The sequence below is a fragment of the Nonomuraea sp. JJY05 genome, assembly GCF_043496855.1.
GTDB lineage: Bacteria > Actinomycetota > Actinomycetes > Streptosporangiales > Streptosporangiaceae > Nonomuraea.
In genome coordinates this window covers 1-22,059 of sequence record NZ_JBIEIS010000075.1, presented here as the reverse complement: position 1 = coordinate 22,059, position 22,059 = coordinate 1, and the positions used below count along the sequence as shown (strand labels likewise).

Here is a 22,059-nt window from a genome sequence, read left to right as displayed (position 1 = left end):
GCTCGTTACCTCTGCATGGCCCCAGCCATCTCTGGGAGGTCGCGGCTTCCCTCGAAAACCCGGTATCTCCGAGAACGCTTCACGCGAGAGGACTCTCAATTGCGTCGGCGACCAGGAAACCCTCGCGGGTCGGCGTCCAGAAGAGCCGTCGCTGGTACCCCGTGCCGGAGCGCGTGGCCTTGTGGCTGCCCGTGCCTGTACCGCTCAGGGCAGCTCATCAGACCATCGCTCGCGTCGCTTCTCAAAGTTAAACTTGCTCCTTCAAAATCAGGAAGTACATGGTTAATATTGCGGTACCACGACATGCCGAAAAGAGGTGGCGTCCGGACTCACGCCCTTAGACGTACCGAGCCGGCCCAGAACGCCGGTGGCACGCGGTCCAGAGTGCTGCGGCCAAGCCGCTGACATCCCCCAGAACCCGGTCCCCAACAATCCCGCTCAGCCGCCATCCCACGCGGCAGCAGGGTCAGCGCGACCTCCACCGCCCTCGTCCGGGCGCCCCCCACCCCGCGTCCCTGTGATTCCGACCACTCAAAGATCCTTAACCACCGCCACTTGCGCCCCACCCCCATCCACCACCCGAGGCGATGCCATGAGACCGAAAATCGGCTACTTACTCCCGACGCGCGACTGGACAGTGCTCGGCAACCAGGACCTGTCCGCGCTCATCGAGCAGGCGAAGCTGGCCGAAGAGTTGGGGTTCGACTCGGTATGGGCGGGCGACAGCCCGGTGACGCGCCCAAGAGCCGACGCGCTGACGATGCTCGCCGCAGTCGCCGCCACCACGTACCGCATCACGCTCGGCACCGCCGTACTGCTCCCCGCCCTCCGCCACCCGCTCCTCCTCGCACACCAGCTGGCGACACTCGACGGCATCGCGAACGGACGGCTGATCGTCGGGATGGGCGGAGGATTCGCCCACCCGAACACCGAGGCCCAGTTCGAGGCGATCGGAGTCGGCTTCAAGCGCCGGATCAGCCGCATGGAGGAGTCGATCGGCATCATGCGACGCCTCTGGACCGGCGAAACGATCTCTCACCAGGGCGGGCATTTCACGTTCCACGATGTGACGCTCACCCCCAAGCCCGCGCAGGCCGGCGGACCGCCGATATGGCTGCCGGGCAGCGGCGAGCGGGCGCTGCGGCGGGCGGCCCGCCTGGCCGACGGCTGGCTGCCGTACCCGCCGACGCAGAAGGCCTACGCAGAGGACCTGGAGGCGCTGACGTCGGTCGGCACGTCCCAGGCCCCGTCAACAGCGGACACCCCCGAAGTCCCGCTCCAGGGTGGGTACGGATCCGTCGGCACTTCCGAAGTCCCGCTCCCGGGTGGGTACGGATCCGTCGGCACTTCCGAAGTCCCGCTCCCGGGTGGGTACGGATCCGTCGGCACTTTCGAAGTCCCGCTCCCGGGTGGGTACGGATCCGCCGGCACCCCCGCAGCCCAGCCCCCCGGCGAGTACGGATCCGTCGGCACCTCGGCGGCCCGCCCGTTCACCCCAGCCCTGTACGCCACCATCTGCCTGGACGACCCCGAACGCGCCCGTCACCGCCTCCGCACCAGCATCGAGCGCTACTACAACGCGCCGCTCAAGTTCGTCGAGAGCATCCAGGCCATGTTCGCCGGCACCCCGGAAGAGGCCGTGAACTGGCTGAACGGCTACCTCGAGGCAGGCGCCAAGCACGTGGTGATCAGGCTCGCCGTGGACGACCATCGAGCGGCAATGGAGGAGTTCGCCGCGCAGGTGCTGCCGAGGATGGGGGAGAGATGACCACGTTTGTCCTGGTGTCGGGTGCCTGGCACGGGCCATGGGCCTGGGACCGCGTCGTACCTCTCCTGGAACGATCCGGCGCCCGCACGATCACCCCGGACCTGGCCTGCACCCCCGGCACCGGCCTGCACGATCACGTCGAACAGGTGCTCACCGCTCTGGACGCCGCTCCCGACGACCGCATGGTGCTCGTCGGACACAGCTACGCGGGCCTGGTGGTACGCCAGGCGGCCGACCTCCGGCCGGAACGCGTACACCACGTCGTACTCGTGGAGGGCTGGGCAGGTCCGGACGGCGCCGGCATGTTCACCCTCGCCCCCGGCGCCTTCGTACAGGCCATCCGCGCCTCCGCGGACGGTGACGGCAGGCTGATCCCCGCCCCCGCGCCGGAGCGCTTCGGCATCACCGACCCCGACGACGCGGCCTGGCTCCGGGAGCGGCTGCGCCCGCAGCCGCTGCGTACGTTCACGGAGACGACGCGCCTCAGCGGAGCGGTCGACCGGATCCCCGGAACAGGCATCTTCTGCCGCCCTCAGACCTTCCCCTTCGAGCAGTTCGCCAAGTCGCTGGGCTACCGGACGATTCCGATCGACGGCCCGCACGACGTGATGCTCGAACATCCGGAACCGCTCACCCAACTACTCGTCGACGTAGCCGAGGGTTCTAAAAGGGGAAGCCCAAGATTAAGCTGATGAAGTGGATCGGACGTACAACCAGTTCTGCGCCACAGCGCGGACGCTCGACCTCGTAGGGGAGCGCTGGACGCTGCTCATCGTGCGTGACCTGCTGACCGGCCCCAAGCGCTTCTCCGACTTCCAGAACAGCCTCCGCGGCCTCGGCACCGGCCTGCTGGCCGCGCGCCTCAAACATCTCGAACGCGAAGGACTGGTACGGAAGGTCACGCTCCCGGCGCCCGCCCGCACGCCCGCGTACACGCTCACAGAGGCCGGCGCCGAACTCGCCCCCGCCGTGCTGTCCCTGGCGCGCTGGGGCATGAAATGGGCCATGGGGGAGCGCCGGGAGGGCGAGGCGTTCCACGGCGGATGGGCGGTTCTGGGGCTGAGGGCCTGCTTCGACGCGGAGGCGGCGCGGGGCGTGCGGGCGATGTACGAGTTCCGGGTGGGGGACGAGGTCTTCCACGCCCTGGTCCAGGACGGGACGATCGACACCCAGCACGGTCCGGCGCAGCGTCCCGACGCCGTCATCGAGACCGACGACGAGGTGCTGGTGGACATGGCGGCCGGGCGTACGACGTTCGCGGAGGCGGTCAAGGAACGTCGCGCCGAGGCGTCCGGCGACCCGGCGGCTCTGGGCGCCCTGTACGGAATCTTCCGCATCCCGGACCCGGAAGAACGCCTCATTCCCGGCATGGGATAAGGCGCCCGGCGGCCCGAGTACCCTTGTTGCATGGCAGCAGGCGGTAGGGCTTCGGGCAGGCCCGCAAAGAAGAAGGGCCCGTCCAAAGGCGCCGGAGGGCAGGGCCGCCGGTCGCTCGAGGGCAAGGGCGCGACCCCGCCTGCCGAAATGCGGCATTGGTACAAGGACAAGGCCCGCGCCGAGCGCATGGCCCGCGAGGAACGCGGCGGCGTCCGACGTCCCGCTCCCGCGCGGCAGCGGCGCTCCGAGGACGCGCCCGAATACATCGGCGGTCGCAACCCCGTACTCGAGGCCCTGCAGGCGGGCGTTCCGTCCAACGCCCTCTACGTCGCCCAGCGCATGGACAACGACGATCGCGTACGCGACTCCATCAGGATCGCGGCCGAGCGCGGGATCGCCCTGCTCGAGGTCAGCCGCGACAAGCTCGACCGCCTGACGGAGGGCGCCGTCCACCAGGGCATCGTGCTGCAGATCCCCGCGTACGACTACGCGCACCCGTCCGACCTCGTGGAGCTCGCTCAGGACGCCGCCGAGGTCCCGTTGATCGTGGCCCTCGACTCGGTCACCGACCCGCGCAACCTCGGCGCCATCGCCCGCTCCGCCACCGCCTTCGGCGCCCACGGCCTCCTCATCCCCTCCCGCCGCTCGGCCGGGGTCACGGGCGGGGCCTGGAAGACCTCCGCGGGCACCCTCGCCACCATGCGCGTGGCCCGTGCGGCCAACCTGACGGCGGCGCTGCGCGAATACCGCGAGGCGGGCCTGTTCGTCATCGGCCTCGACGGCGCCGGCGAGACCGACATCGGCGACGTCGACCTGCTCAACGAGCCACTGGTGGTGGTCGTGGGCTCGGAGGGCAAGGGGCTTTCCCGGCTGGTCCGGGAGCAGTGCGACGTGGTGACCCGGATCCCGATACAGGCGGCCGCGGAGTCGCTCAACGCGGGAGTGGCGGCCGGAGTGGCGCTGTACGAAGTCGCTCGTCACAGGCGCCTCTAGCGTCTACACTGGTAGGCCGCGCCGACGTAGCTCAATCGGCAGAGCATCTGTCTTGTAAACAGAAGGTCAGGGGTTCGATTCCCCTCGTCGGCTCTGCAAGCGAAAGGCCCCTGAGCAGGCATTACGCCCTCAGGGGCCTTGTGCTTTCCGACCTTCAACCGGTATCTTCGGCGTCTTTGGGAGCCACCTTGGGAGCCACCGGGGTCTGTTTCCCCAGGAGAGCGCTGGAGATGGCTTCGGTCGCGGCCCGGCGGTCGCCCTCCAGGAGGTGCCCGTAGATGTCCTTGGTGATCGCGATGCTGGCGTGGCCGGGGACTTCGGAGACGACGTGGAGCGGGGTTCCCTGGGCGAGCATGAGCGACGCGCCGGAATGGCGGAGCTCGTGCGGGTGCCAGTGGCCGAGGCTCGCATTCTTGGCCAGCCGGGAGAACAGGTGCGAGAAGGTGTCAGGGTCGGACGTCCGCGTGCTGTAGGGCGTGGGCGGCGAATGCCCGCAGGGCGTCGGCGCACCATGCGTGGCCGTCGGTCTCCCGTTCCTCAAGTGAGACCGGTCGAGCGCTGCGATAGCACGCGAGCGCCTGCTCCACGATCGGCCGATGGCGTTCGGGCAGTTCCTCCAGGGCCCACAGGGCTCCCTCCTCCTTGCTCAGCACGGTTCCGGGAGGGCTTTCGAGCATCGCGATCACGCGGCACGCGTTGAGCACCCCGTAATAGGGGGATTCCAGCAGGTGATCATCCTTGAGCGCCCACGCCAGGTCCTCGAGAACGGCCGCCTTGTAGTCGGACTCCGGCACCGGCGCGAAGACGTCCTGCGGCGGCTCCCCGATCAGGGCCACGCCCCGGCTACGTGTCACGGTGATGTGCGCGGCCAGGTCCGGATCGGCCTGATGCCGGTCGTTGTAGTCCATCTGGCCGAGCAGGATCCGCTCCGTCCACGCGGCGGAATAGTGCACCTCGTATGGTCGCGGATGCTCGTGTGCTCGCGCCTGTCGGCGGGTCAGGATGGAGAGTTCCAGATCGCCGGTGATCGGCCGCCGGTCGCTTCGCATGGCCAGGGCGAGGGAGGCGTGCTCCCGTTGCCGGTCGTTGAGCGGCTCCTCGACGACCAGGAGCAGGTCCAGGTCGCTTTTGGCGCGGTAGAAGCAGCCCATCGCCAGGGAACCGTGCAGATAGGCGCCGACAAGTGGGATGCCGACGGCCGCAGGCGTGCCGGTCACATACTCGCGGACATCGGCGTCGCAGTCGTCCCACGACTGGGCGCGGTCGGCCGGATGAAGGAAGTCGCTCAGCACTCCAGGGAACCTATGGCGCGGACATTCGGCGCTACAACACTTTAATCCGAAGGTTCTGCGCCAGCGGCCCGCCGTGCATTACATGTGCGCGCCCGTACGGTCAGCGATCAGAGGGGATTACGAGCTCTCAAGTGGGAGCGACCCTGGGAGCCACCGGGCTGGACGGTCACGAACGTCGGTGGACTACTGCGGACGTTGCAGTCTCCAGCCATCTGCCCGGCGAACGCGTCTGAACGACATTGAAGATCGTTTGGGGACCTTGTAAACAGAAGGTCCGGGGTTCGATTCCCCTCGTCGGCCGTCGTTGACGGCCCGGGCAAAGACGTCCGCCGCCGTCGCGGTCTGCTCGTGGATGACGCGGGCGCCGATGTCCGGAACGATCACGCCCCTCAGCGTGCAGGTGGTGGGTTCTCGGGAAGGTCAACGCGGGTAACGGCGGCGAGGTCGTCGATTGGGATGCTCAACACGGTCGCGAGCCTGGCAAGCAGGTCAGGGGCCTCCGTACCTTGACGCCGCGACCGGTCCTCCCGATTGTGGTGCCGGCCGATCCCAGACCGGTGAGGCAAAGCAGACACTTGGCCGTACTCGTCCAGTCGAGGTTCCGATACGCGAGCATCCGGATGAGCGTCGCACCGGAGCTCGGCTTGTACTGCTCCCACGGTTGCGACGGCGGAAACGGGCGGGTGCGGGGACGCTGCGGGAATGACCGGGCGCGCTGCCGTATCTCGTCAACGCGTTCCGGGGGCAGGCACGCCACCCAACTCCCGGCATGGGCGTCCAAGGGAGTGAGCTCGTCAGGCGCGGGCATCCCGGCAAACGCGAAACTTCCGCCTGAGCACATCAAGATCATTTAGGGTTGCACGTTCGCGGATGAGCACTTTCTCTACGTCTTCAACCGCATTTCAACTGCGGCGACCGGCCGCGCTGTGGCTCTTCGGCCGGTCGTGGCCGGCGCCGCCCACGCGCATGACCACCGCCACGAAGGACCCGAGTCGGCGAAGCTCAACGACGAATGCGAGATCAACTCGGGTATCGCATTCTCAGCTCGTCCATTGCGAGGTCCCAGAAGGACCTGTAGCGCGTGGCGCCGGCCAGCCATGGCGCGAGATACCAGGCCTCCCACTCACCTTCAGAGGTGCTGACGTGGGGATTGAGGAGAACGACTCCGTCGTCCCAATACCCGGCCAGAAGGGTGTCGGCTACATACTCACCTCTCATGTCGCCGGAGACTTGCTCGTGTCCGTAGACGAAGTAGAGCTCGTCGGGCACGCTCCATGAGTTGTCGGGCTTGGGTTCTGACCAGCTCTCGGCGATCGAGGGATCGACATCACGGAGCCAGCCGACTTCTTCGATGCGCAGCAGGCAGCAGTCATCGTCGCTGCCCCACCCGTTGGCGTACAGGAGAAACTGCCGGTAACTCGGCGGCAGCTCCACACCCAGCCCCTCTTCAAGCTTGCGGACCTCTGCTTCGGTAGCGGGAGGATACAGATCGCCCAGTGGACTGACCGCCGGGTGATCAGAACCCTCGGTCGCCGGATGCCGTGCAGGGAAGCGTTCAGACCATGCGTACTGGGCACTCATTGTGAAGAAGATCTCCCGTTTCAAGTGGCTGCTGCACGTGCAGGACAAAGCCAAGGCTGCCTGGCTCGGCACATCAGGGGTCAACTACGAAGTAGCTCCGTAAGTGGCCCGCGCACGTCCACGGGGTACAGGTTCAGCTGTTCGAATTCGGCGGCCGTCGCCCATCTGAGCTCGAAGCTGTTGTTCGGTCCGTGTTCCGTAGCCTCCTCGCCGGAGAGCAACGGGGTGCCGTTGACATCATGCATGAGGAAGTAGAAGGCCGGTCGGCCATTGTGTGAGCTGGCGAAGAGCAGCCGGTCGATCGTCCCGGTGAGAGTCGTCTCCTCGTGGAGCTCACGAACTGCCGCGCTCTCCGGCGACTCGCCATCCTCCACATGGCCTCCGGGAAGAACCGCGTAGTGGTGCCCGGGACAGGCCGGCCCCCGCCAGCCTGCGGCGTCGCACATGACGCAGGTGACGCCGGGGCGGTGTCGGAGGAACCGCTTGATGACCAGGACTCGGATACCGTCGACGACCACGGCAACCGCTCGGGGGATCGGCATGGAATGGATCATACGATCGGGTCCGGCGGAGTCGGCTGAGTTCTGCGGGGCCGTCGATCAAAGACTGTGTGCCGTGATCTGACCAATGCGTAGGCGTCCTCCAGTTCGTGACGGTCCCCGGAAAGCACGGATTCGACCACGACCCCAGGGCGGCTGCGTACGAACCGGCTTTTGCCCTCACGATCCGGACCTCATCCCGGAGAATGTCGCCTCACCCGAACGGCCCTGGACGATCGTGTTCGCACTCGTGATGTCGTGCTCCCGGCGTAGATGGCACTCCGGCCGAGAGCCTAAGTCGTTGTGCTTCTAGCGCGTCGGTGTGAAGGACGAGACGATCAGCCAGATGCCGGCAACCGCGATCGCAGCGGCGACGGCGAGTTCTTTGGCCCGGCCGGGGAGCGCGCCTTTCGACCGTTCGCCGATCATGCTTCGTGCCTGGTGGACGGTCCCAGCCCAGGAGATTCGCACCCGAGGGCTCCGAGCGGCCGACGTGACGAGGACGGCCGAGACAAGCAGCGGCCACCGTACCGAATCGGCGAAAGGCATCTCGAAGTCGCCGCCGGACTGGCTGATGTACGTCGCGACGTCGAGCAGCGGGAAGAGGAGAAGAGCCGCTGCGGCCGCGGCGCCGGCCAATCGTCCCCATCGGGCAGGAGCGGTGGAATATCGCCGCCCACGCCGCCGCGCCGATGGCGCCCGTCCACAGGGTGATCCCGGACTGTTTCCGAGGCAGAGGTGACCGAGCCGCCAGGTGCAGCGCCCCCGCGGCCACCGGATAACAGACGATCAAGGGCCACGGCGGCACGATCGCACGTTCCAGCCCGGTGCATGGGTCGGGGCCCGGCAGAAAAAGTGCGGTGACGAGCCCGAACGCGAGCACGGTGCCGACCGCGACGACAGCGGTGAGCATGACCCGGCGTGACCCACGTAGGAGAAGTCCGGCCACGGCGACCGGCAGCAGGAGAACGCCCCAGAACAGCAGCTCTCCCGGCACGTTCTCCAGCGCGTAAGGACCGTCCACCGGACAGAGAGCGGAGTCCGTCACGGAACAGAACCAGCCGACGCTCTGCCTGCCGATCCCGAAGGTCGTCAGGATTACCGGTCCGGACGCGGCCAGAACCGCACCGAAGCGCAGCACCGCCGCCACCGGGGATGGCGCTGCTGCCGCGGGTTGCTGCATGCGGCACCTTCTCCCGAAAATGATCAATCCGGGTCAGGGTAGCGGATGACCGTCGCCTGAGCGGGGGCCGCCGCCCGGGAGCCCGGTCGAGAAGGAGGCTTCCGCGCCGACCCTGCCATGTGAAGGCTCCCTTGCCGTCGATGATCTGCATGAGCGGTTCGACGTGAGAGTCGCCGGTGTAGCAGGACTCACCGCGCTCCATCGCCACAGCGTGTCGCGTCGGTCGGCGGAAGGCGGAGTGGGCGAACGGCTGGTTGCTGGAGGTGACGAGCTTGCCGCGCGCCCAGCTCGTACCCGCCTCATGGGGTGACCCCTGCATTCAGGACCAGCTCACTAGGGCTGCCTGGTCGGGCAGATGTCGCGGTAGGGCACGTCCTTGAGGGAGGCGGCCCAGTCGGCCGGGGAGAGCGTGTGCCCGGCACGGCGGCACACGTCCTGGACGATCCGATCGGCACCGATCGGGATCTCGTGGACGGAACCCCAGCCGGCGGCGTAGAGGGTGGAGCCGTCCGGGCTGAAGGCGAGCGAGGTGATCTGGGAGCCGTGCAGGTTGAACGCGCCGCCGAGCCGCCGCATGGCGTTGACGTCCCAGACCTGGAGGATGCCGTCCATGGTCACGCTGGCGAGGAGATCGCCCTTCGAGGAGAAGGCCAGTTCCGCGATCTGACCCGTCGTGCCGCGCAGAACCGGCGTGATCTGCTCCGGCCCCTGGACCGTCCACATCGCGATGCGGCCGGCCGGACCGGCGCTGAACGCCAGCCGCCCCTGGTCGTCGACGGCCACTGCCGAGGCGCCGCGTACCACATCGAAGGCCGCGTCGACCGGCCTGCCGGTGGTGAGGTCGATGAACCTTCCGTAAGTCGAGGCGAGGCGCCCGTCCGGCGTGTACGGCCCGCCGTCGATCTGCGAGCCGAACGTGCGCAGGATGCGCCCATTGGCGGTGTCCAGCACGAGTAGCCGGAAGCTGCCTTCCTGGGTGGATGGCTGGAGTGTGAGCGCGATCGTCTTGCCGTCCTGGCTGAAGTCGGCACGCCCGGGGTTGTTCGTGTTCTTGTGAGGTGTGGGGATCTGCCAGAGCTTCTTGCGTGTCGCGAGGTCGATCAGCCGCACGCTCGTGAAGTCCGCGATGAGCATGCGGGTGCCGCTCCGGTCAAATCCCCATGCCCCTAATTCGTCGAGCGGGAACGTCGCCACCTCCTTGCGGCCGCGCAGGTCCCAGAGCCCGAGGCGGTTCTGATCGGGATCCTCCATCGCCACCCACTGTCCTCCGGGACTGAGTTTCGCCATTCCCCGCCGGACATGGGGGTCGGCCGGAATACGCCGGAAACGGGCCGCGGAGCTAGATCGCCGATAGATCGCGCAGGTCAGCGATTGGTTGTGGGGTAGCTGCCTCGGGCGGTGCGAGCAGAATTCAAGTGACCGCCTAGACTAGTACTCCAGTGACACTTCGCGATCATGGTTCGGATCTGCGCTGGTAGTGGCAGCGCCGGGCTGTTGCTTGGTGGCGGCGGCGCCAGTCTGACCAGCGCAGGACGTGCGTAGCGGAGTGGGGCCGGGTCAGTACGAGCGCGGCCAGGAGCCAGCGGATCTCGGGCAGGGTCAGCGGGATGCGGTCGTCGTCGGTGCTGGGTGGCTGGGCGGCGGCGATGGCTGCCAGCAGGGCCAGGGCGAGCATGGCCATCAGGTCCCGTCCAGCGCTTTTCGATCAGCTTTCAGTCGATGACGTTGCGGTCGCTCTCGCCGAACAGCTGGTCGATATGCGGGTAGGCAATCTTGTCCGAGGCGCGAAAGAAGATCAGATCCTTGAAGTTACGGATGCGCGGCATCATGTCGGACCCGAACAAGGTGGCCAGGACGAAGACCGGAAAGTTCTGCCCCTGGGTGTCCGCACGCACGGTGGAGGGCTGGATGTCGGAGGTGTTGGCCAGCAGCCCCTCGATCAAATACACCGCCTCCCACGGCCCACGCGGGATGAACCGCCGTCTGGAGTTCGACCGGAAGCAGGTGCACGACGCGAGGATCACGGGGATCGGCGCTGACATCAGCGGGCGCATCCGGCGGTCCGTGGTGCCTGGTCAGGGGCCAGGGTGAGGGCCGAGGTCGCGGACGGTCCGGGCGAGCGCGCGGATGAGGTCGTTCTCGGTGTCTGACCGCCATACCAGCGCGTAGGTCAGGGGCTCGACGTCGTGGACCGGCAGGTAGACGATGTCCTGCCGTACCCAGTACCGCGTCATGTGGCTGGGGAAGAGTGCCACGACCTCGCCCATGCCGGTCCAGGTGAGGATCTCGGCGCTGCTGCGCACGAGCGGGCCGCGCTCGATGGCGCGGCCCCTGCGGGTGTGAGACGGGACATAGCTGTCGAACCAGTAGTCCGGTTTGGTTTCGATGTCGACATGCTGGAAGTCGCCCACCACCTCCAGCGAGACGGACGTGCGCCCGGCGAGTTCATGCTCGGCGGCGATGGCCAGCACCCGAGGCTCTGCGAAGAGCGCCGGGCCAACGGTGAGGTCGGGCTCCTCGACGGGTAGCCAGGCAACCAGGACGTCGATCTCGCCGCGGCGCAGTCCGCCGAACAGGTCGGCGAAGGGCGGGTGGCTGATGTGCAGCTTCCAGGCGGGGTGGCGGGCGCGGAAGGTGTCCCAGTACGGGCGCAGCTCGTGGACGTTGATGGGCAGCATGCCGACGCGGAGCACGGCGGTGATGCCCTGGGCGGTCAGGCGGGCGCGTTCGAGGCTGTCGCGCAGGCCGGCGTAGACGGGCCTCAGGTCGTCGCGGAGCTGACGGCCGAGCGAGGTGAGCTGGACCTGGCGGCGGTTGGAGCGGTCGAACAGCGTCCCACCCAGGCGGCGCTCCTGCTCGGAGATGGCCTGGCTGACCCGGGCCTGGGACACGTGCAGCCGTTCGGCGGCCCGCCTGAAGTGCAGCTCCTCGGCCAGAGTCAAGAAGATCTCGATGTCCCGTATTTCCACTGACGTCTCTCAGGACAGGCTGAGGTGCAGCGGACCGAGGTCGCACACGGTCTGGGCGAGTGCGCGGACGACGTCGTTCTCGGCCTCGGTGTGCCACACCAGCACGTAGGTCAGGGGTTCGAAGTCATGGAAGGGCAGCCAGGCGATGTCAGGACGGCTCCAGTAGCGGGCGGAGTGGGCGGGCAGGGAGTTGACGACCTCCCCGACGCTGACGAGGGCGAGCAGCTCCTCCATGTGGGTGACGAGCGGGCCGCGCACAATCCGGTGGCCGCGCGGGGTGTGCGGGGGCAGGAAGCCGTCGGCCCAGTAGCCGGGAAGCCGCGGCGAGTCGGTGTGCTGGAAGTCGGCGAGCATCTCGATCGAGGCGGCGGAGCGGGTGGCCAGCTCGTGGTCCACGGCGACGGCCAGTAGCCGGGGGTCGGTGAACAGGACCGGTCCCACGGTGAGGTCGTCCTCCACCACGGGCAGCCAGGTGACCAGGACGTCCACCGTGCCCTCGCGGAGAACCGCGAAAGGGTCGGTGAAGGGCGCGTGGCGGATGCGCAGGTCCCAGTGCGGGTGCCGGGACCGGAACGTCTGCCAGTAGGCGCGCAGGTCGTGGGCGTTGCCCGGGATCATGCCGACGCGGAGCACGGCGGTGATGCCGCGGGCGGCCAGATGGGCGCGTTCGAGGCTGTCACGGAGGCCGGCGTAGACGGGCCTCAGGTCGGCGCGGAGCTGCTGACCGAGCGGGGTGAGCCGCACGCGGCGGCTGGTGCGGTCGAACAGTGGGGCACCGAGGCGGCGCTCCTGCGCCTTGATCGCTTGGCTGACCCGGGCCTGGGAGACGTGCAGCCGCGCGGCCGTACGGCCGAAGTGGAGCTCCTCGGCGAGCACCAGGAAGATCTCGATGTCCCGCAGCTCCATATACATCCCTTTCCTCCGATAACCCGCATGTTATCGACCAGCACACGAAGTCGGCGTTGATCCAGGTCACGGCGCAGTGCAGCCTGGAAACCACCCGGAAGCGGCCGAATCCATGCGCCCCATGTCGTCGCCGGGCGACTCACTCATTGGCTGAAGGAGCATCCTCATGCGAGCACGTATGACCAACCCTGCCTTCGTCCCGCCCGGCGCGATGACGGGCATCGGCGCCATCTTCACAGCCGTCGACCAGGGCGGCATCCCCCACGAGTTGCAGGAGACCGTCGGCCGGCGCGCCGGCCAGATCAACGGCTGCAGCGCCTGCGTGCACGCGCACACGCAGAACCTGGGCAAAGCCGGTGAGAGTGGGAAGCAGATCGCGGCCGCCTGGCGGGAGGCGCCGTTCTACACCGACGCCGAGCCGGCCGCCGCCATCAAGACGCCCGCAGGCGCCGGCTGGGCCTGGCCGCCGCGATGAGCGAGCTCGATATGACGGCGGTGTACGGCATGCACGACGCGTTGCGCCGCGAGGTGATCCAGCTGTCCCGCCTCACCGTCAGGCTCGGCCAGGACCCCCGCCGCGACCTGCGCTGGCGGCGGTTCAAACAGTCTCTCCGTCGCCACTTCGCCGCCGAGGACCAGGCGCTGTGGCCGCCGCTGCGCCGGAGCCTGGCCCACCGGCCGGACCGCCTGACGCTGCTGGAGGCGCTGGAGGCCGAGCACGCCGCCCTGGAAGAGCTCATCGACGCCATCGACGAGCTGCACGCCGACACCGAAGCCGGCCTCGGCGGGCTCGGTGACCTCACCGACTCGCTGGTCACGGGCCTGACCGGGCACCTCAAGCATGAGGAGGACACGGCGCTTCCGCTGATCGGGCAGACGCTCACCGCGCGCCAGTGGGCGCGCTTCACTCGCCTCCACACGCGGCCGACCGGCCTCGACCGCTGGAGCACCACACCGTGAGCACCATCCCGCCGACCACCCTCGCACTGATCAGCAGTGCCATTGATGACAACACCGAGAGGCGTCGACGTCACGCAGTTCCTTGGCGTCGCAAGGAGCTCAAAGGAGGTTTCGCAAGCCTCATTGACGTGGGCGCAGTCCGTTGAGAGCGGTCTCGACGATGCTGTAGGCGTATTCGGGGGTGAGCGGTCCACTGCGCTGCAGCCATCGGTTGGGCAGCGGTCCCCACAGCACGTCGACGGCCACGTCGAGGTCCAGGTCCTCGGCAAGCTGCCCGGCCCGTTGGGCGCTGCGCAGTCGTTGTTTCTTCAGTTCTCTCATCGGGCCGTCCAGTCGTTCCGCGTAGAGAGCGGCGAGCGCCGGATCATGGGTGATCTCGGTGTTCAGGGCGCGCATCGGCTCGTCGTAGCGCGGATCGTTCAATTCCACGACCGTGGCCCGCAGAACCGCCTTCAGGTCCGCCTCCAGATCTCCGGTGTCGGGCAGGGCGGCCTCTCCCCCGTCCGGTTGCTCGCTCAGCATGAGGAAGGCGTCGAAGAGGACCGCTCCCTTGGAGGGCCACCAGCGGTAGATCGTCTGCTTGCCGACGCCGGCCCGGGCGGCGATGCCCTCGATGCTCAGCTTGGCGTAGCCGACTTCCTGTACCAGCTCGAACGCGGCGACGAGAATGGCCCGCCGGGAGGCCTCGTTCCGGCGGGCGGTGCTGGGGAGGGTCTTGGGCTGTGCCGTCATGCCGACGAACCTACCAAATAACGAGACGAGACGGTCCGTCTTGACGCGGCGGGTGCGCGTCGGTATGGTCTCCTTCGCACGACAAGACGAGACGGACCGTCTCGAATGATGTGAATGCAATAGATCGGAGTTTCCCGCATATGAGCATCCCGCCCACCGCCCCCCGCACCTGGTTCATCACCGGAGCCAGCCGCGGTCTCGGCCGCGCGTTCGCCCTCGCCGCGCTGGAGCGCGGCGATCAGGTGGTCGCCGCCGCCCGTACCATCACGCCCCAGGACTTCGACGACCGGTACGGCAACCGGCTGCTCACCCTCGCCCTGGACGTGACCGACCGGGACGCGGTGTTCGCCGCCGTGAACACCGCCGTCGAGCACTTCGGCCGGCTGGACATCGTGGTCAACAACGCCGGAACCATGTCCTCGGGCATGGTCGAGGAGTTCACCGAGGCCGAAGCGCGCGCCCAGCTGGAGGTCAATCTCTTCGGCGCGATGTGGGTCTGCCAGGCCGTCCTGCCGCACCTGCGTGCCCAGGGCTCCGGGCACATCGTGCAGGTCTCCAGCATCGCCGCGCTGGGCGGCTTCCCGAGCACCGGGATGTACAGCGCGAGCAAGTTCGCATTGGAGGGCATGAGCGAGGCGCTGGCGATGGAGGCCGCGGCGTTCGGCGTCAAGCTCAGCATCGTCCAGCCCGGCGGCTACTGGACCGACCTGTACACCAGCATGACCACGACCTCACCTCTGGAGGAGTACGGCCCGCTGCGCGCCGAACTGGAGAAGCAGTGGGCCGAGGGCTCGATCGACAGCGAGCCGCGCCTGGCCGCCGAAGCGCTGCTGAAGCTGGTCGACAGCGAAGACCCGCCGCTGCGGCTGCTGCTCGGCAGCATGGTCTACGACCTGGCCTTCGACATCTCCCGCCGGCGGATGGCGACCTGGGCCGCCTGGGAGCAGGTCAGCCGAGCCGCCGAACACGCCGTACCCGCCCCCGAAACCACCGGTTGACCGGGGACCGGCGTCGAGCACCGGCCCTTCCGGCAGCAGAACCGCCGCACCGCCGGCTCCGGCAGCTCCGCCGGCGACTGTCCACTCGGCCGTACCGCCATCAGGAGGACGCTTCATGCGTCTCGATCATCCCTCATCCGACACTCGACTCAGCCTTGCCAAAGCCCGCGGAAACGTTGCCGGTGACCGGGCAGCCCGCGGGCGCGACGAAAATCCGCGAAAGGATCAGCCAATGACAGACACCGACGTGATCATTGTGGGCGCCGGTCCGACCGGCCTCATGCTGGCCGCTGAACTGCGTCTGGCCGGTGTGCGACCGCTGGTGCTGGAGCGGCAGCCGCGGCGCCGGGACACCCCGAAGGCCGGAGGTCTCGGCGGGCAGATCCTGGAACTGCTGCGCTACCGAGGCCTGCTGGAACGCTTCCAGGCAGCCTGCACCGACCCCGTCCCGGCTCCCCGGTTCCCGTTCGGCGGTGTGCATTTGGACTTCACTCAGCTGGCAGACCCTCCGATGCACGCCCTGCCGCTCCCCCAGCAGCTGCTTGAGCGGTTGCTCGACGAGCGCGCAAGCGAACTCGGTGTCGAGGTCCGCCGCGGTCACGAGGTGGCCCGGTTGAGCCAGGACGATGCCGCGGTGACCGTGGACGTGCGAGGTCCGGACGGGACGTACCAGGTGACCGCCCGGTACGTCGTGGGGTGCGACGGCGCGCGCAGTCGGGTTCGTGACTGGGCCGGCATCCCGTTTCCCGGCACCACCTACCCGGAGGTCAACCGGCTGGCCCAGGTCACCTTGCCCGAAACGGTGACCGTGCTCGGCAACGGCGACCTCGACGGCCCGGGCTTCGGCACGATCCGCGCGGGTTTCACCCGGACGGATCACGGTCTCTTCGGAGTCGGCTCATCGCCCGACTCCAGGGTCGTCTCGCTCTACACCATCGAGGACGAGACCACCGAATACGACGACGACACCTCCATGACCGTCACCGAACTCCAAGACAGCGTCCGCCGCGTGCTCGGCGTGACGCTGCCCGTGGGAGAAGCGCTCCGGCTGTCGCGGTTCACCTTCAAGGCCCGCCAGGCCGAGCGCTACCGCCACGGGCGGGTCCTGCTGGCCGGTGACGCGGCGCACCTGTTCCCCGCCACCGGCGTGGCGATCAACGCCGGCATGCTGGACGCGGTCAACCTGGCCTGGAAGCTGGCCGCCGACCTCCACGGCTGGGCGCCGGCCGGGCTGCTGGACACCTACCACGGCGAACGCCACCTCGCCGGCGCCCGCACCATGCTGCACACCCGAGCCCAGGTCGCGCTGCGGCGCGGGCACGATGTGGCGGCGGAGGCACTGCGGGAAGTCTTCCAGGAGCTGCTCGCCGACGAGCAGCCGTTGCGCCGCATGGGGGCGCTTGTCGCCGGCTCTGACATCCGCTACCCGATGCCCGGCTCCGGCCACCACGCGTTGGCCGGCACCTTCGCCCCCGACCTCACTCTGCACACCGACCAGGGCATGACCAGTGTCGCGGAGCTCCTGCACACCGCGCGGCCCATCCTTCTCGACCTCGCCGACCGCCCGGACCTGCGCGAGACCGCCCGGGACTGGCAGCCTCGCGTCGACGTCGTCACCGCCAAGACCGATCAGCGGCCGGCCGACGCCCTGCTGATCCGCCCGGACGCGCACATCGCCTGGGCGGCGACCATCGACGAACCCGCCGACAGCGCCGCGCCCGCGCTGCGCGAAGCACTCTCCGGCTGGTTCGGCACCCCCTGAAACGACGACCAGATCTGATGCGGAGTCGTGTCAGCGACCACGTCAGGACGCAACGGCCCGATATCAGAGCGGTCGGCGACGGTGTATGCCATGAGCCGTTCAGCGGTCGCGGCCCTCGCCGCCCCGCCTGGCCGGCGCCCACCGCCGGGCATCGCGCCGTGATCAGACCCGTCCCGCTGTGCCGGGTCGTGCCGGGCAGATCCGGTTTCCCTGTCTTCACCATCGACACCGCTCAACGGGGGTACACATGTCCATCTCACAACGGCGAGGATCTCTTGCCGCCGTCGTACTCGCGACCGCGCTCGTGGCCGCCGGGGCTCCCGCCGCATCCGCGACGGTGAAGTCGGCGGTCGAGATCTCCGGCGGTCTCACGCAGCCCGCCTTCTCCTACAAAGACGCCATCCGCGAGCACGTCCGGGTGCAGTCGCCGGTCGACAGCGACGGCGACGGCAAGAAGGACCTGGTCCGGGTGGACATCATCCGGCCGAAAGAAAGCAGTTCCGGGCTCAAGGTCCCGGTGATCATGCATGAAAGCCCGTATTTCGACGAACCGGGTGTCGGCTTCGAGCTGGATCGCAAGACGTACGACGCGGACGGGAACCTGACGAAGTTTCCGCTGTTCTACGACAACTACTTCGTGCCGCGCGGGTACGCGTTCGTGTCCGTCGACATGATCGGCACCAGGTTGTCGGACGGCTGCCCCACCTCCTACGGCGCTTCCGACGTGCTCGGCGGGAAGGCGGTCATCGACTGGCTGAACGGCCGGGCGACCGCCTACGACGACAACGGCGATCCAGTGAAAGCCTCCTGGACCACCGGACGTACCGGGATGATCGGCCAGTCGTATGAGGGAGCCCTCGCCATGGGGGTCGCCGGCACCGGGGTGGCGGGGCTGGAGACGATCGTGCCGGTCGCGGGGTTCAGCAGCGGGTACGGGATGTGGCGCGCGAACGGCACCCTCACCTGGTTCAAGGGCGGACCGGAGTGGCAGGCCGACCGGGTCGATCTCGACCCGGAGGAGAAATGCGCGGCGGTGCGCCGCCGGCTGGCCGCCGGCTCGGATGACGAGACGGGCAACTACAACGCCTTCTGGCACGAGCGCGACTATCGGAGCGGGCCGATCTCGAAGGCGCGCAACGTGCGTGCCAGTGTCTTCACGGTGGTGGGGATGCAGGACCGGAACGTGCGAGCCGACCAGTTCTCCACCTGGTGGGCCGCGCTGCCCCGCGACGTGCAGCGCAAGGCGTGGGTGACGCAGTACGGGCACCTCGACCCGTTCTATGCCCGCCGCGACGTGTGGGTCGACACCCTGCACCAGTGGTTCGACCACGAGTTGATGGGCGTGGCCAACGACATCATGCGCCAGCCGCGCGTTGACGTACAGCTCGGCCCGGACCGCTGGATCGCCCAGGCCGACTGGCCGGCGCCGACGCGGACGGTGACCCTGCGACCGCGGCAGGACGGCTCACTGGGCCGCAAGCCCTCGACCGGAACCGGCAGCTACCTCGACACCCGCCAGACCGAGGTGGCGATGGCCGGCGATCCTGCCACCACCAACGCCAACCGGCTGGCCTTCCTGACCCCGCCGCTGAAGACCGCGATGCGGCTGTCGGGAACGCCGTCGGTGAGCCTGCGCCTCACGCTGGACAAGCCGACCGCCAACCTGGGCGTCCTGCTCGTCGACTACGGCCAGGACACCCGCATCCACGGCGTCGATCCCGCCGGCGGGCAAGGCCTCAAATTCATCGGTGGCGAGGACTGCGTCGGCGAGAGCACGGCCGATGACGACGGCTGCTACTTCAGGGCCGCCGACAACACGGTGACCTCCGGCTTCCAGGTGGTCACCCGCGCAATCCTGGACGCGCAGAACCACAAGTCGCTGAGCCGCGCGACCCCGCTGACGCCGGGCAAGTCGTACCAGATCACCTGGTCGATGCTGCCGCAGGATTACGAGTTCAAGGCAGGACACCGCCTAGGCCTGGTGCTGACCGGAACCAACGACGACATCACCGATGCCGAACCCGGCACCGGGACCAAGGTCACCGTCGACCTGGCCGGCACGTCGGTCTCGCTGCAGCTGGTCGCCGGCACGTCCAGCGCGAAATAGCTCGATCGATCTTCACCTACGGTCGCGGTCGGCGTGGTCGCGACCGTACGCATAACGTCCCGGACATTCTTGCCGGCACCTGCCACCACAAACCCGGCACGAAATGCCGCTGAAGGTGAAGAACACTATCGCGCCTGCGATCGCCGTACATCGTTCACAGATGCGAAGGAGCACACATGACGACCTCGAACCCGGCCAACGCGACCTGGACCGGCATGGTGCCGGTCGACGACACGGCGCTGGCCGTGACCGACACCGGCGGTCCCGGCGCCCCCGTGGTCTACCTCAACGGCCAGTTCGGCATTCAGCCGCAATGGCGGCGGGTCATCGCCGAACTGGGGACGGGGTGGCGGCACATCACCTACGACATGCGGGCTCGCGGCAAATCGCAGCGTTCGGCGGACTATTCGTTCGAGACGAACGTCCGCGATGTCGATGCCGTTCTCGCGGCCCGGGGAGTGCACCGGCCGCTTCTGGTCGGCTGGTCCTACGGCGCGGCAGTCGCGGCACACTGGGCCAGCCGCAATCCCGACCGTACCGTGGGCGCGGTCCTGGTTGACGGCGCGTACCCGCACGACTGGCTCGACGAGGCCATGGAGCAGCGGATCCGCAAGCTGTTTCGGCGGATGAGCTGGTTCTGGCCGCTGCTGCGCCCGTTCGGCATGGCCCCGCGGATGACCGCTGACCAGCAGGCGGACAGCAACATCGAGCTCGGCGTGATCTCCCGCGAGCGCGAGCTCGGCCCCGTGCTGAACAACATCACCGTCCCGGCGCGGTATGTGGTCGCTTCGGGGACGTCCTTCGGAAGCCGCAGCGATGAGCAAGAACGGATGCGCGCCAGCCTCGATACGGTGATCGCCGGCAACCCGAACATCCGCATCGGCGCGAAGGTCGCCGGCAACCACGGTGCGATCCTGCGTAAGGACTTCCGCGCCATCGCCGTGGCCGTACGCGAAGTCGCCGCCCTCGATCGCGGAGGGCGCCTGAAGGCATGACCGGCGCACTGACGATCCGCCAGGCAGCGGCCTTCGCCGGTGCCACGGTGAAGACCGTGCGGCATCACCCCCGGCTCGGCCTGGTCGACCTGCCGGTCCGCGATCTTTCCGGCCGCCGACGGTACGCCTCGGCCGAGCTGCCGCGGCCGGCTCAGGTCCGCACCGCGGCCGGGCCGGGGCCCCAACCTATGAGGAGTGAGTCATGGCCCGAGAGGCGACCCGCAGACCGGTGGACTTCGCCGCGCTGAGACCTTCGTGGATGTCGTGGACGGCTATCGGCTCTGGGTGGAGATGGCCGGCGATCCGGAGCGGCCCGCCCTGTTGCTGGTGATGGGAGCCAACGCAAGCGGGCTGGGCTGGCCCGACGAGTTGGTCGAGCTGCTGTCCCGGGACCACTTCGTCGTCCGCTATGACCACCGCGACACCGGACGCTCCACCCATGCCTTCCACGAGCGTCCCTACCCGATTCGGGCGCTGGCCGACGACGCGATCGCGGTCCTCGACGCGCTGCGGATCGCACGCGCTCACGTGGTCGGGATGTCGCTGGGCGGCACCCTCGTCCAACTGCTCCTCCTCGACCACGCGGACCGGCTGTCGAGCGCCACGATCTTCGGCTCCGCGCTGCTCGGCGGAGCGGCCCCCGACCCCGGCATCTCCGACGACGACCTGCCCGGGCCCGACCCCCGGCTGCTCGCTCTGTGGGCGGAGCTCGGCCAAGAGCGCGACCCCGAGACGGAGCTGCGCTGGCGCGTCGAGCACTGGAGGGTCCTCAACGGGGACGTCCTGCCCTTCGACGACGAGGAGTTCGCCGATCTTGAACGCCGGATCGCCGCCCACAGCGGCAGCTGGCGCAGCCCCGCCGCCCATGCCCTGGCCGACCAGTCGGGCATGGAGCGCGGGGCCGAACTCGCGAACGTCTCTTTGCCCACCTTGGTGATCGACGCGCCGGAGGATCCCATCACCCCGCCCCCGCACGCCACCCGGCTGGCGCGCGCCATCCCCAGCGCCACTCTCGTCACAGTATCCGGTCTCGGCCACGCACTGCCCCGCGCGATCGTGCCGCCCCTCGCAGCAACGATCATCGCCCACACCGGCCGGCGACCCTGACACGGGAGAACCGTCCCAGGCGCCCGTAGACCCTTGTACGGCCGGGCGGGGCTGGGCGTTCACCGAGCCGTCCACCTGCGGGCGCCGGCGTGTTCAGGTGGAGTAGTCGGAAATGATCAATCCCAGCTCACCCTCAGAGGGCAAGATCATCCTCAGCGCCAACGGCTGTTCCTGGGTTCCTCAACCTCTGAACCCCATGGGCTGAGCCCCCGTCCGCACTGTCTGGAGGAGTCATGACAAGTAGGTTCACCGAGTTGGTTGTCGACTGCCACGATCCGGAGCGCCTCGCGGCCTTCTGGTGCGCGGTCCTGGACTTCAAGGTGATCGACCGGAGCGAGGACAAGGTCGAGATCGGCTCCTGGGAGCCGACCGTCGAGGAGGTCCGGGCTCGCCAGATGCCGCCCACTCTGCTGTTTATCCGGGTGCCTGAGGGCAAGATCGTGAAGAACCGGCTCCACCTGGACGTCAGCCCGATCGACGGCAGTACTGACAACGAGGTGGCCAGGCTGCTTGGCCTTGGCGCCGCCAAGGTGGACATGGGCCAGGGCCCTGGCCGGAGCTGGGTGCTCATGGCCGACCCCGAGGGCAACGAGTTCGACGTCCTGCGCACCCTGCTACCAGCCCAACTAGATGATCCGCCTAAGGGTTAGTAGTCGTAGGCCGTCAGTGGGGGGCTCACCCCGAGGTGTGGACACCGATTGTCATGCGGCGAGCAGCACCTTATCGATGGTTTGCTGCTCGTAGTCCATCGGGCTCAGATAGCCCAGGGTGGAATGTCTCCTGCGGGTGT

The 22,059-nt window shown here is 68.4% G+C and carries 23 protein-coding genes and 1 tRNA gene; 13 read left to right on the top strand and 11 right to left on the bottom strand.

All coding sequences use genetic code 11. The features are described 5' to 3' along the window. The first annotated feature begins 592 nt into the window (after window positions 1–592). The 5 genes from ACFKCF_RS58245 to ACFKCF_RS58225 all read left to right on the top strand — a co-directional run bounded on the left by ACFKCF_RS58245 (window position 593) and on the right by ACFKCF_RS58225 (window position 4,231). Window positions 593–1,768 carry an LLM class flavin-dependent oxidoreductase gene (locus tag ACFKCF_RS58245; protein WP_394505714.1) on the top strand — a complete coding sequence of 392 codons (1,176 nt, stop codon included), beginning with the start codon at window positions 593–595 and terminating at the stop codon, window positions 1,766–1,768. Beyond that, window positions 1,765–2,460: an alpha/beta fold hydrolase gene (locus ACFKCF_RS58240; RefSeq protein WP_394505713.1), complete on the top strand. Its 696-nt coding sequence runs from the start codon at window positions 1,765–1,767 to the stop codon at window positions 2,458–2,460. Before ACFKCF_RS58245 ends, ACFKCF_RS58240 begins: the two co-directional genes overlap by 4 nt. A 4-nt stretch (window positions 2,461–2,464) precedes the next feature. After that, window positions 2,465–3,145, top strand: a complete 681-nt coding sequence (locus ACFKCF_RS58235) for a winged helix-turn-helix transcriptional regulator (protein ID WP_394505711.1) — start codon at window positions 2,465–2,467, stop codon at window positions 3,143–3,145. A 30-nt stretch (window positions 3,146–3,175) separates the two neighbouring features. Further along, window positions 3,176–4,138, top strand: a complete 963-nt coding sequence (rlmB, locus tag ACFKCF_RS58230) for a 23S rRNA (guanosine(2251)-2'-O)-methyltransferase RlmB (protein ID WP_394505709.1) — start codon at window positions 3,176–3,178, stop codon at window positions 4,136–4,138. 20 nt (window positions 4,139–4,158) lie between these two features. After that, a tRNA-Thr gene (locus ACFKCF_RS58225) sits at window positions 4,159–4,231 on the top strand. 61 nt (window positions 4,232–4,292) lie between these two features. Here ACFKCF_RS58225 and ACFKCF_RS58220 read toward each other — a convergent pair. From ACFKCF_RS58220 to ACFKCF_RS58175, 10 genes are all read right to left on the bottom strand, one after another. Beyond that, the gene (locus ACFKCF_RS58220; protein ID WP_394505707.1) at window positions 4,293–4,679 is read right to left on the bottom strand and encodes a tyrosine-type recombinase/integrase; all 387 of its coding nucleotides are present in this window, start codon (window positions 4,677–4,679) and stop codon (window positions 4,293–4,295) included. Next, window positions 4,585–5,430: an aminoglycoside adenylyltransferase domain-containing protein gene (locus ACFKCF_RS58215; protein ID WP_394505705.1), complete on the bottom strand. Its 846-nt coding sequence runs from the start codon at window positions 5,428–5,430 to the stop codon at window positions 4,585–4,587. The genes ACFKCF_RS58220 and ACFKCF_RS58215 overlap by 95 nt, the downstream gene beginning before the upstream one ends. Window positions 5,431–6,450: 1,020 nt before the next feature. Next, entirely contained in the window at window positions 6,451–7,035 is a 585-nt protein-coding gene (locus ACFKCF_RS58210) for an SMI1/KNR4 family protein (RefSeq protein ID WP_394505703.1), read from the bottom strand. A gap of 56 nt (window positions 7,036–7,091) precedes the next feature. Further along, the gene (locus ACFKCF_RS58205) at window positions 7,092–7,553 is read right to left on the bottom strand and encodes an NUDIX domain-containing protein (RefSeq protein ID WP_394505701.1); all 462 of its coding nucleotides are present in this window, start codon (window positions 7,551–7,553) and stop codon (window positions 7,092–7,094) included. A 306-nt stretch (window positions 7,554–7,859) separates the two neighbouring features. After that, on the bottom strand, window positions 7,860–8,189 hold the full coding sequence (locus tag ACFKCF_RS58200) for a hypothetical protein (RefSeq protein ID WP_394505699.1): 330 nt from the start codon (window positions 8,187–8,189) through the stop codon (window positions 7,860–7,862). Window positions 8,190–9,066: 877 nt separating this feature from the next. Then, window positions 9,067–9,984, bottom strand: a complete 918-nt coding sequence (locus ACFKCF_RS58195; RefSeq protein WP_394505697.1) for a WD40 repeat domain-containing protein — start codon at window positions 9,982–9,984, stop codon at window positions 9,067–9,069. Between the two features lie 202 nt (window positions 9,985–10,186). Beyond that, a complete protein-coding gene (locus ACFKCF_RS58190) occupies window positions 10,187–10,414 on the bottom strand; it encodes a hypothetical protein (RefSeq protein ID WP_394505696.1) in 228 nt (75 codons plus the stop codon). Window positions 10,415–10,445: 31 nt separating this feature from the next. Further along, entirely contained in the window at window positions 10,446–10,787 is a 342-nt protein-coding gene (locus ACFKCF_RS58185) for a Tn3 family transposase (RefSeq protein WP_394505694.1), read from the bottom strand. 21 nt (window positions 10,788–10,808) lie between these two features. Next, entirely contained in the window at window positions 10,809–11,702 is an 894-nt protein-coding gene (locus ACFKCF_RS58180) for a LysR family transcriptional regulator (RefSeq protein WP_394505692.1), read from the bottom strand. A 9-nt stretch (window positions 11,703–11,711) separates the two neighbouring features. Beyond that, window positions 11,712–12,608, bottom strand: coding sequence for a LysR family transcriptional regulator (locus tag ACFKCF_RS58175; protein ID WP_394505690.1), 897 nt, complete (start codon window positions 12,606–12,608; stop codon window positions 11,712–11,714). A 166-nt stretch (window positions 12,609–12,774) separates the two neighbouring features. Between ACFKCF_RS58175 and ACFKCF_RS58170 the strand changes: the two genes are divergently transcribed. Together ACFKCF_RS58170 and ACFKCF_RS58165 are read left to right on the top strand one after the other, a co-directional pair. Continuing rightward, window positions 12,775–13,083 carry a carboxymuconolactone decarboxylase family protein gene (locus ACFKCF_RS58170; RefSeq protein ID WP_394505688.1) on the top strand — a complete coding sequence of 103 codons (309 nt, stop codon included), beginning with the start codon at window positions 12,775–12,777 and terminating at the stop codon, window positions 13,081–13,083. After that, window positions 13,080–13,568 (top strand): hemerythrin domain-containing protein, encoded by a 489-nt coding sequence (locus tag ACFKCF_RS58165; RefSeq protein ID WP_394505686.1) that lies wholly within the window; start codon window positions 13,080–13,082, stop codon window positions 13,566–13,568. The genes ACFKCF_RS58170 and ACFKCF_RS58165 overlap by 4 nt, the downstream gene beginning before the upstream one ends. A gap of 120 nt (window positions 13,569–13,688) precedes the next feature. Here ACFKCF_RS58165 and ACFKCF_RS58160 read toward each other — a convergent pair whose 3' ends face one another. Further along, the gene (locus ACFKCF_RS58160) at window positions 13,689–14,300 is read right to left on the bottom strand and encodes a TetR/AcrR family transcriptional regulator (RefSeq protein ID WP_394505684.1); all 612 of its coding nucleotides are present in this window, start codon (window positions 14,298–14,300) and stop codon (window positions 13,689–13,691) included. Window positions 14,301–14,440: 140 nt separating this feature from the next. On the opposite strand from ACFKCF_RS58160, the gene ACFKCF_RS58155 reads away from it, so the two are divergent. The 6 genes from ACFKCF_RS58155 to ACFKCF_RS58130 all read left to right on the top strand — a co-directional run bounded on the left by ACFKCF_RS58155 (window position 14,441) and on the right by ACFKCF_RS58130 (window position 21,919). Next, window positions 14,441–15,298, top strand: a complete 858-nt coding sequence (locus ACFKCF_RS58155) for an SDR family oxidoreductase (RefSeq protein ID WP_394505682.1) — start codon at window positions 14,441–14,443, stop codon at window positions 15,296–15,298. Between the two features lie 232 nt (window positions 15,299–15,530). Next, entirely contained in the window at window positions 15,531–17,060 is a 1,530-nt protein-coding gene (locus ACFKCF_RS58150; RefSeq protein WP_394505680.1) for an FAD-dependent monooxygenase, read from the top strand. 247 nt (window positions 17,061–17,307) lie between these two features. After that, entirely contained in the window at window positions 17,308–19,167 is a 1,860-nt protein-coding gene (locus ACFKCF_RS58145; protein ID WP_394505678.1) for a CocE/NonD family hydrolase, read from the top strand. A gap of 176 nt (window positions 19,168–19,343) precedes the next feature. Continuing rightward, window positions 19,344–20,162: an alpha/beta fold hydrolase gene (locus tag ACFKCF_RS58140; RefSeq protein ID WP_394505677.1), complete on the top strand. Its 819-nt coding sequence runs from the start codon at window positions 19,344–19,346 to the stop codon at window positions 20,160–20,162. A gap of 255 nt (window positions 20,163–20,417) precedes the next feature. Continuing rightward, on the top strand, window positions 20,418–21,269 hold the full coding sequence (locus ACFKCF_RS58135) for an alpha/beta fold hydrolase (protein WP_394505675.1): 852 nt from the start codon (window positions 20,418–20,420) through the stop codon (window positions 21,267–21,269). Between the two features lie 233 nt (window positions 21,270–21,502). After that, window positions 21,503–21,919, top strand: a complete 417-nt coding sequence (locus tag ACFKCF_RS58130; protein WP_364044847.1) for a VOC family protein — start codon at window positions 21,503–21,505, stop codon at window positions 21,917–21,919. Window positions 21,920–22,059: the final 140 nt, after the last annotated feature.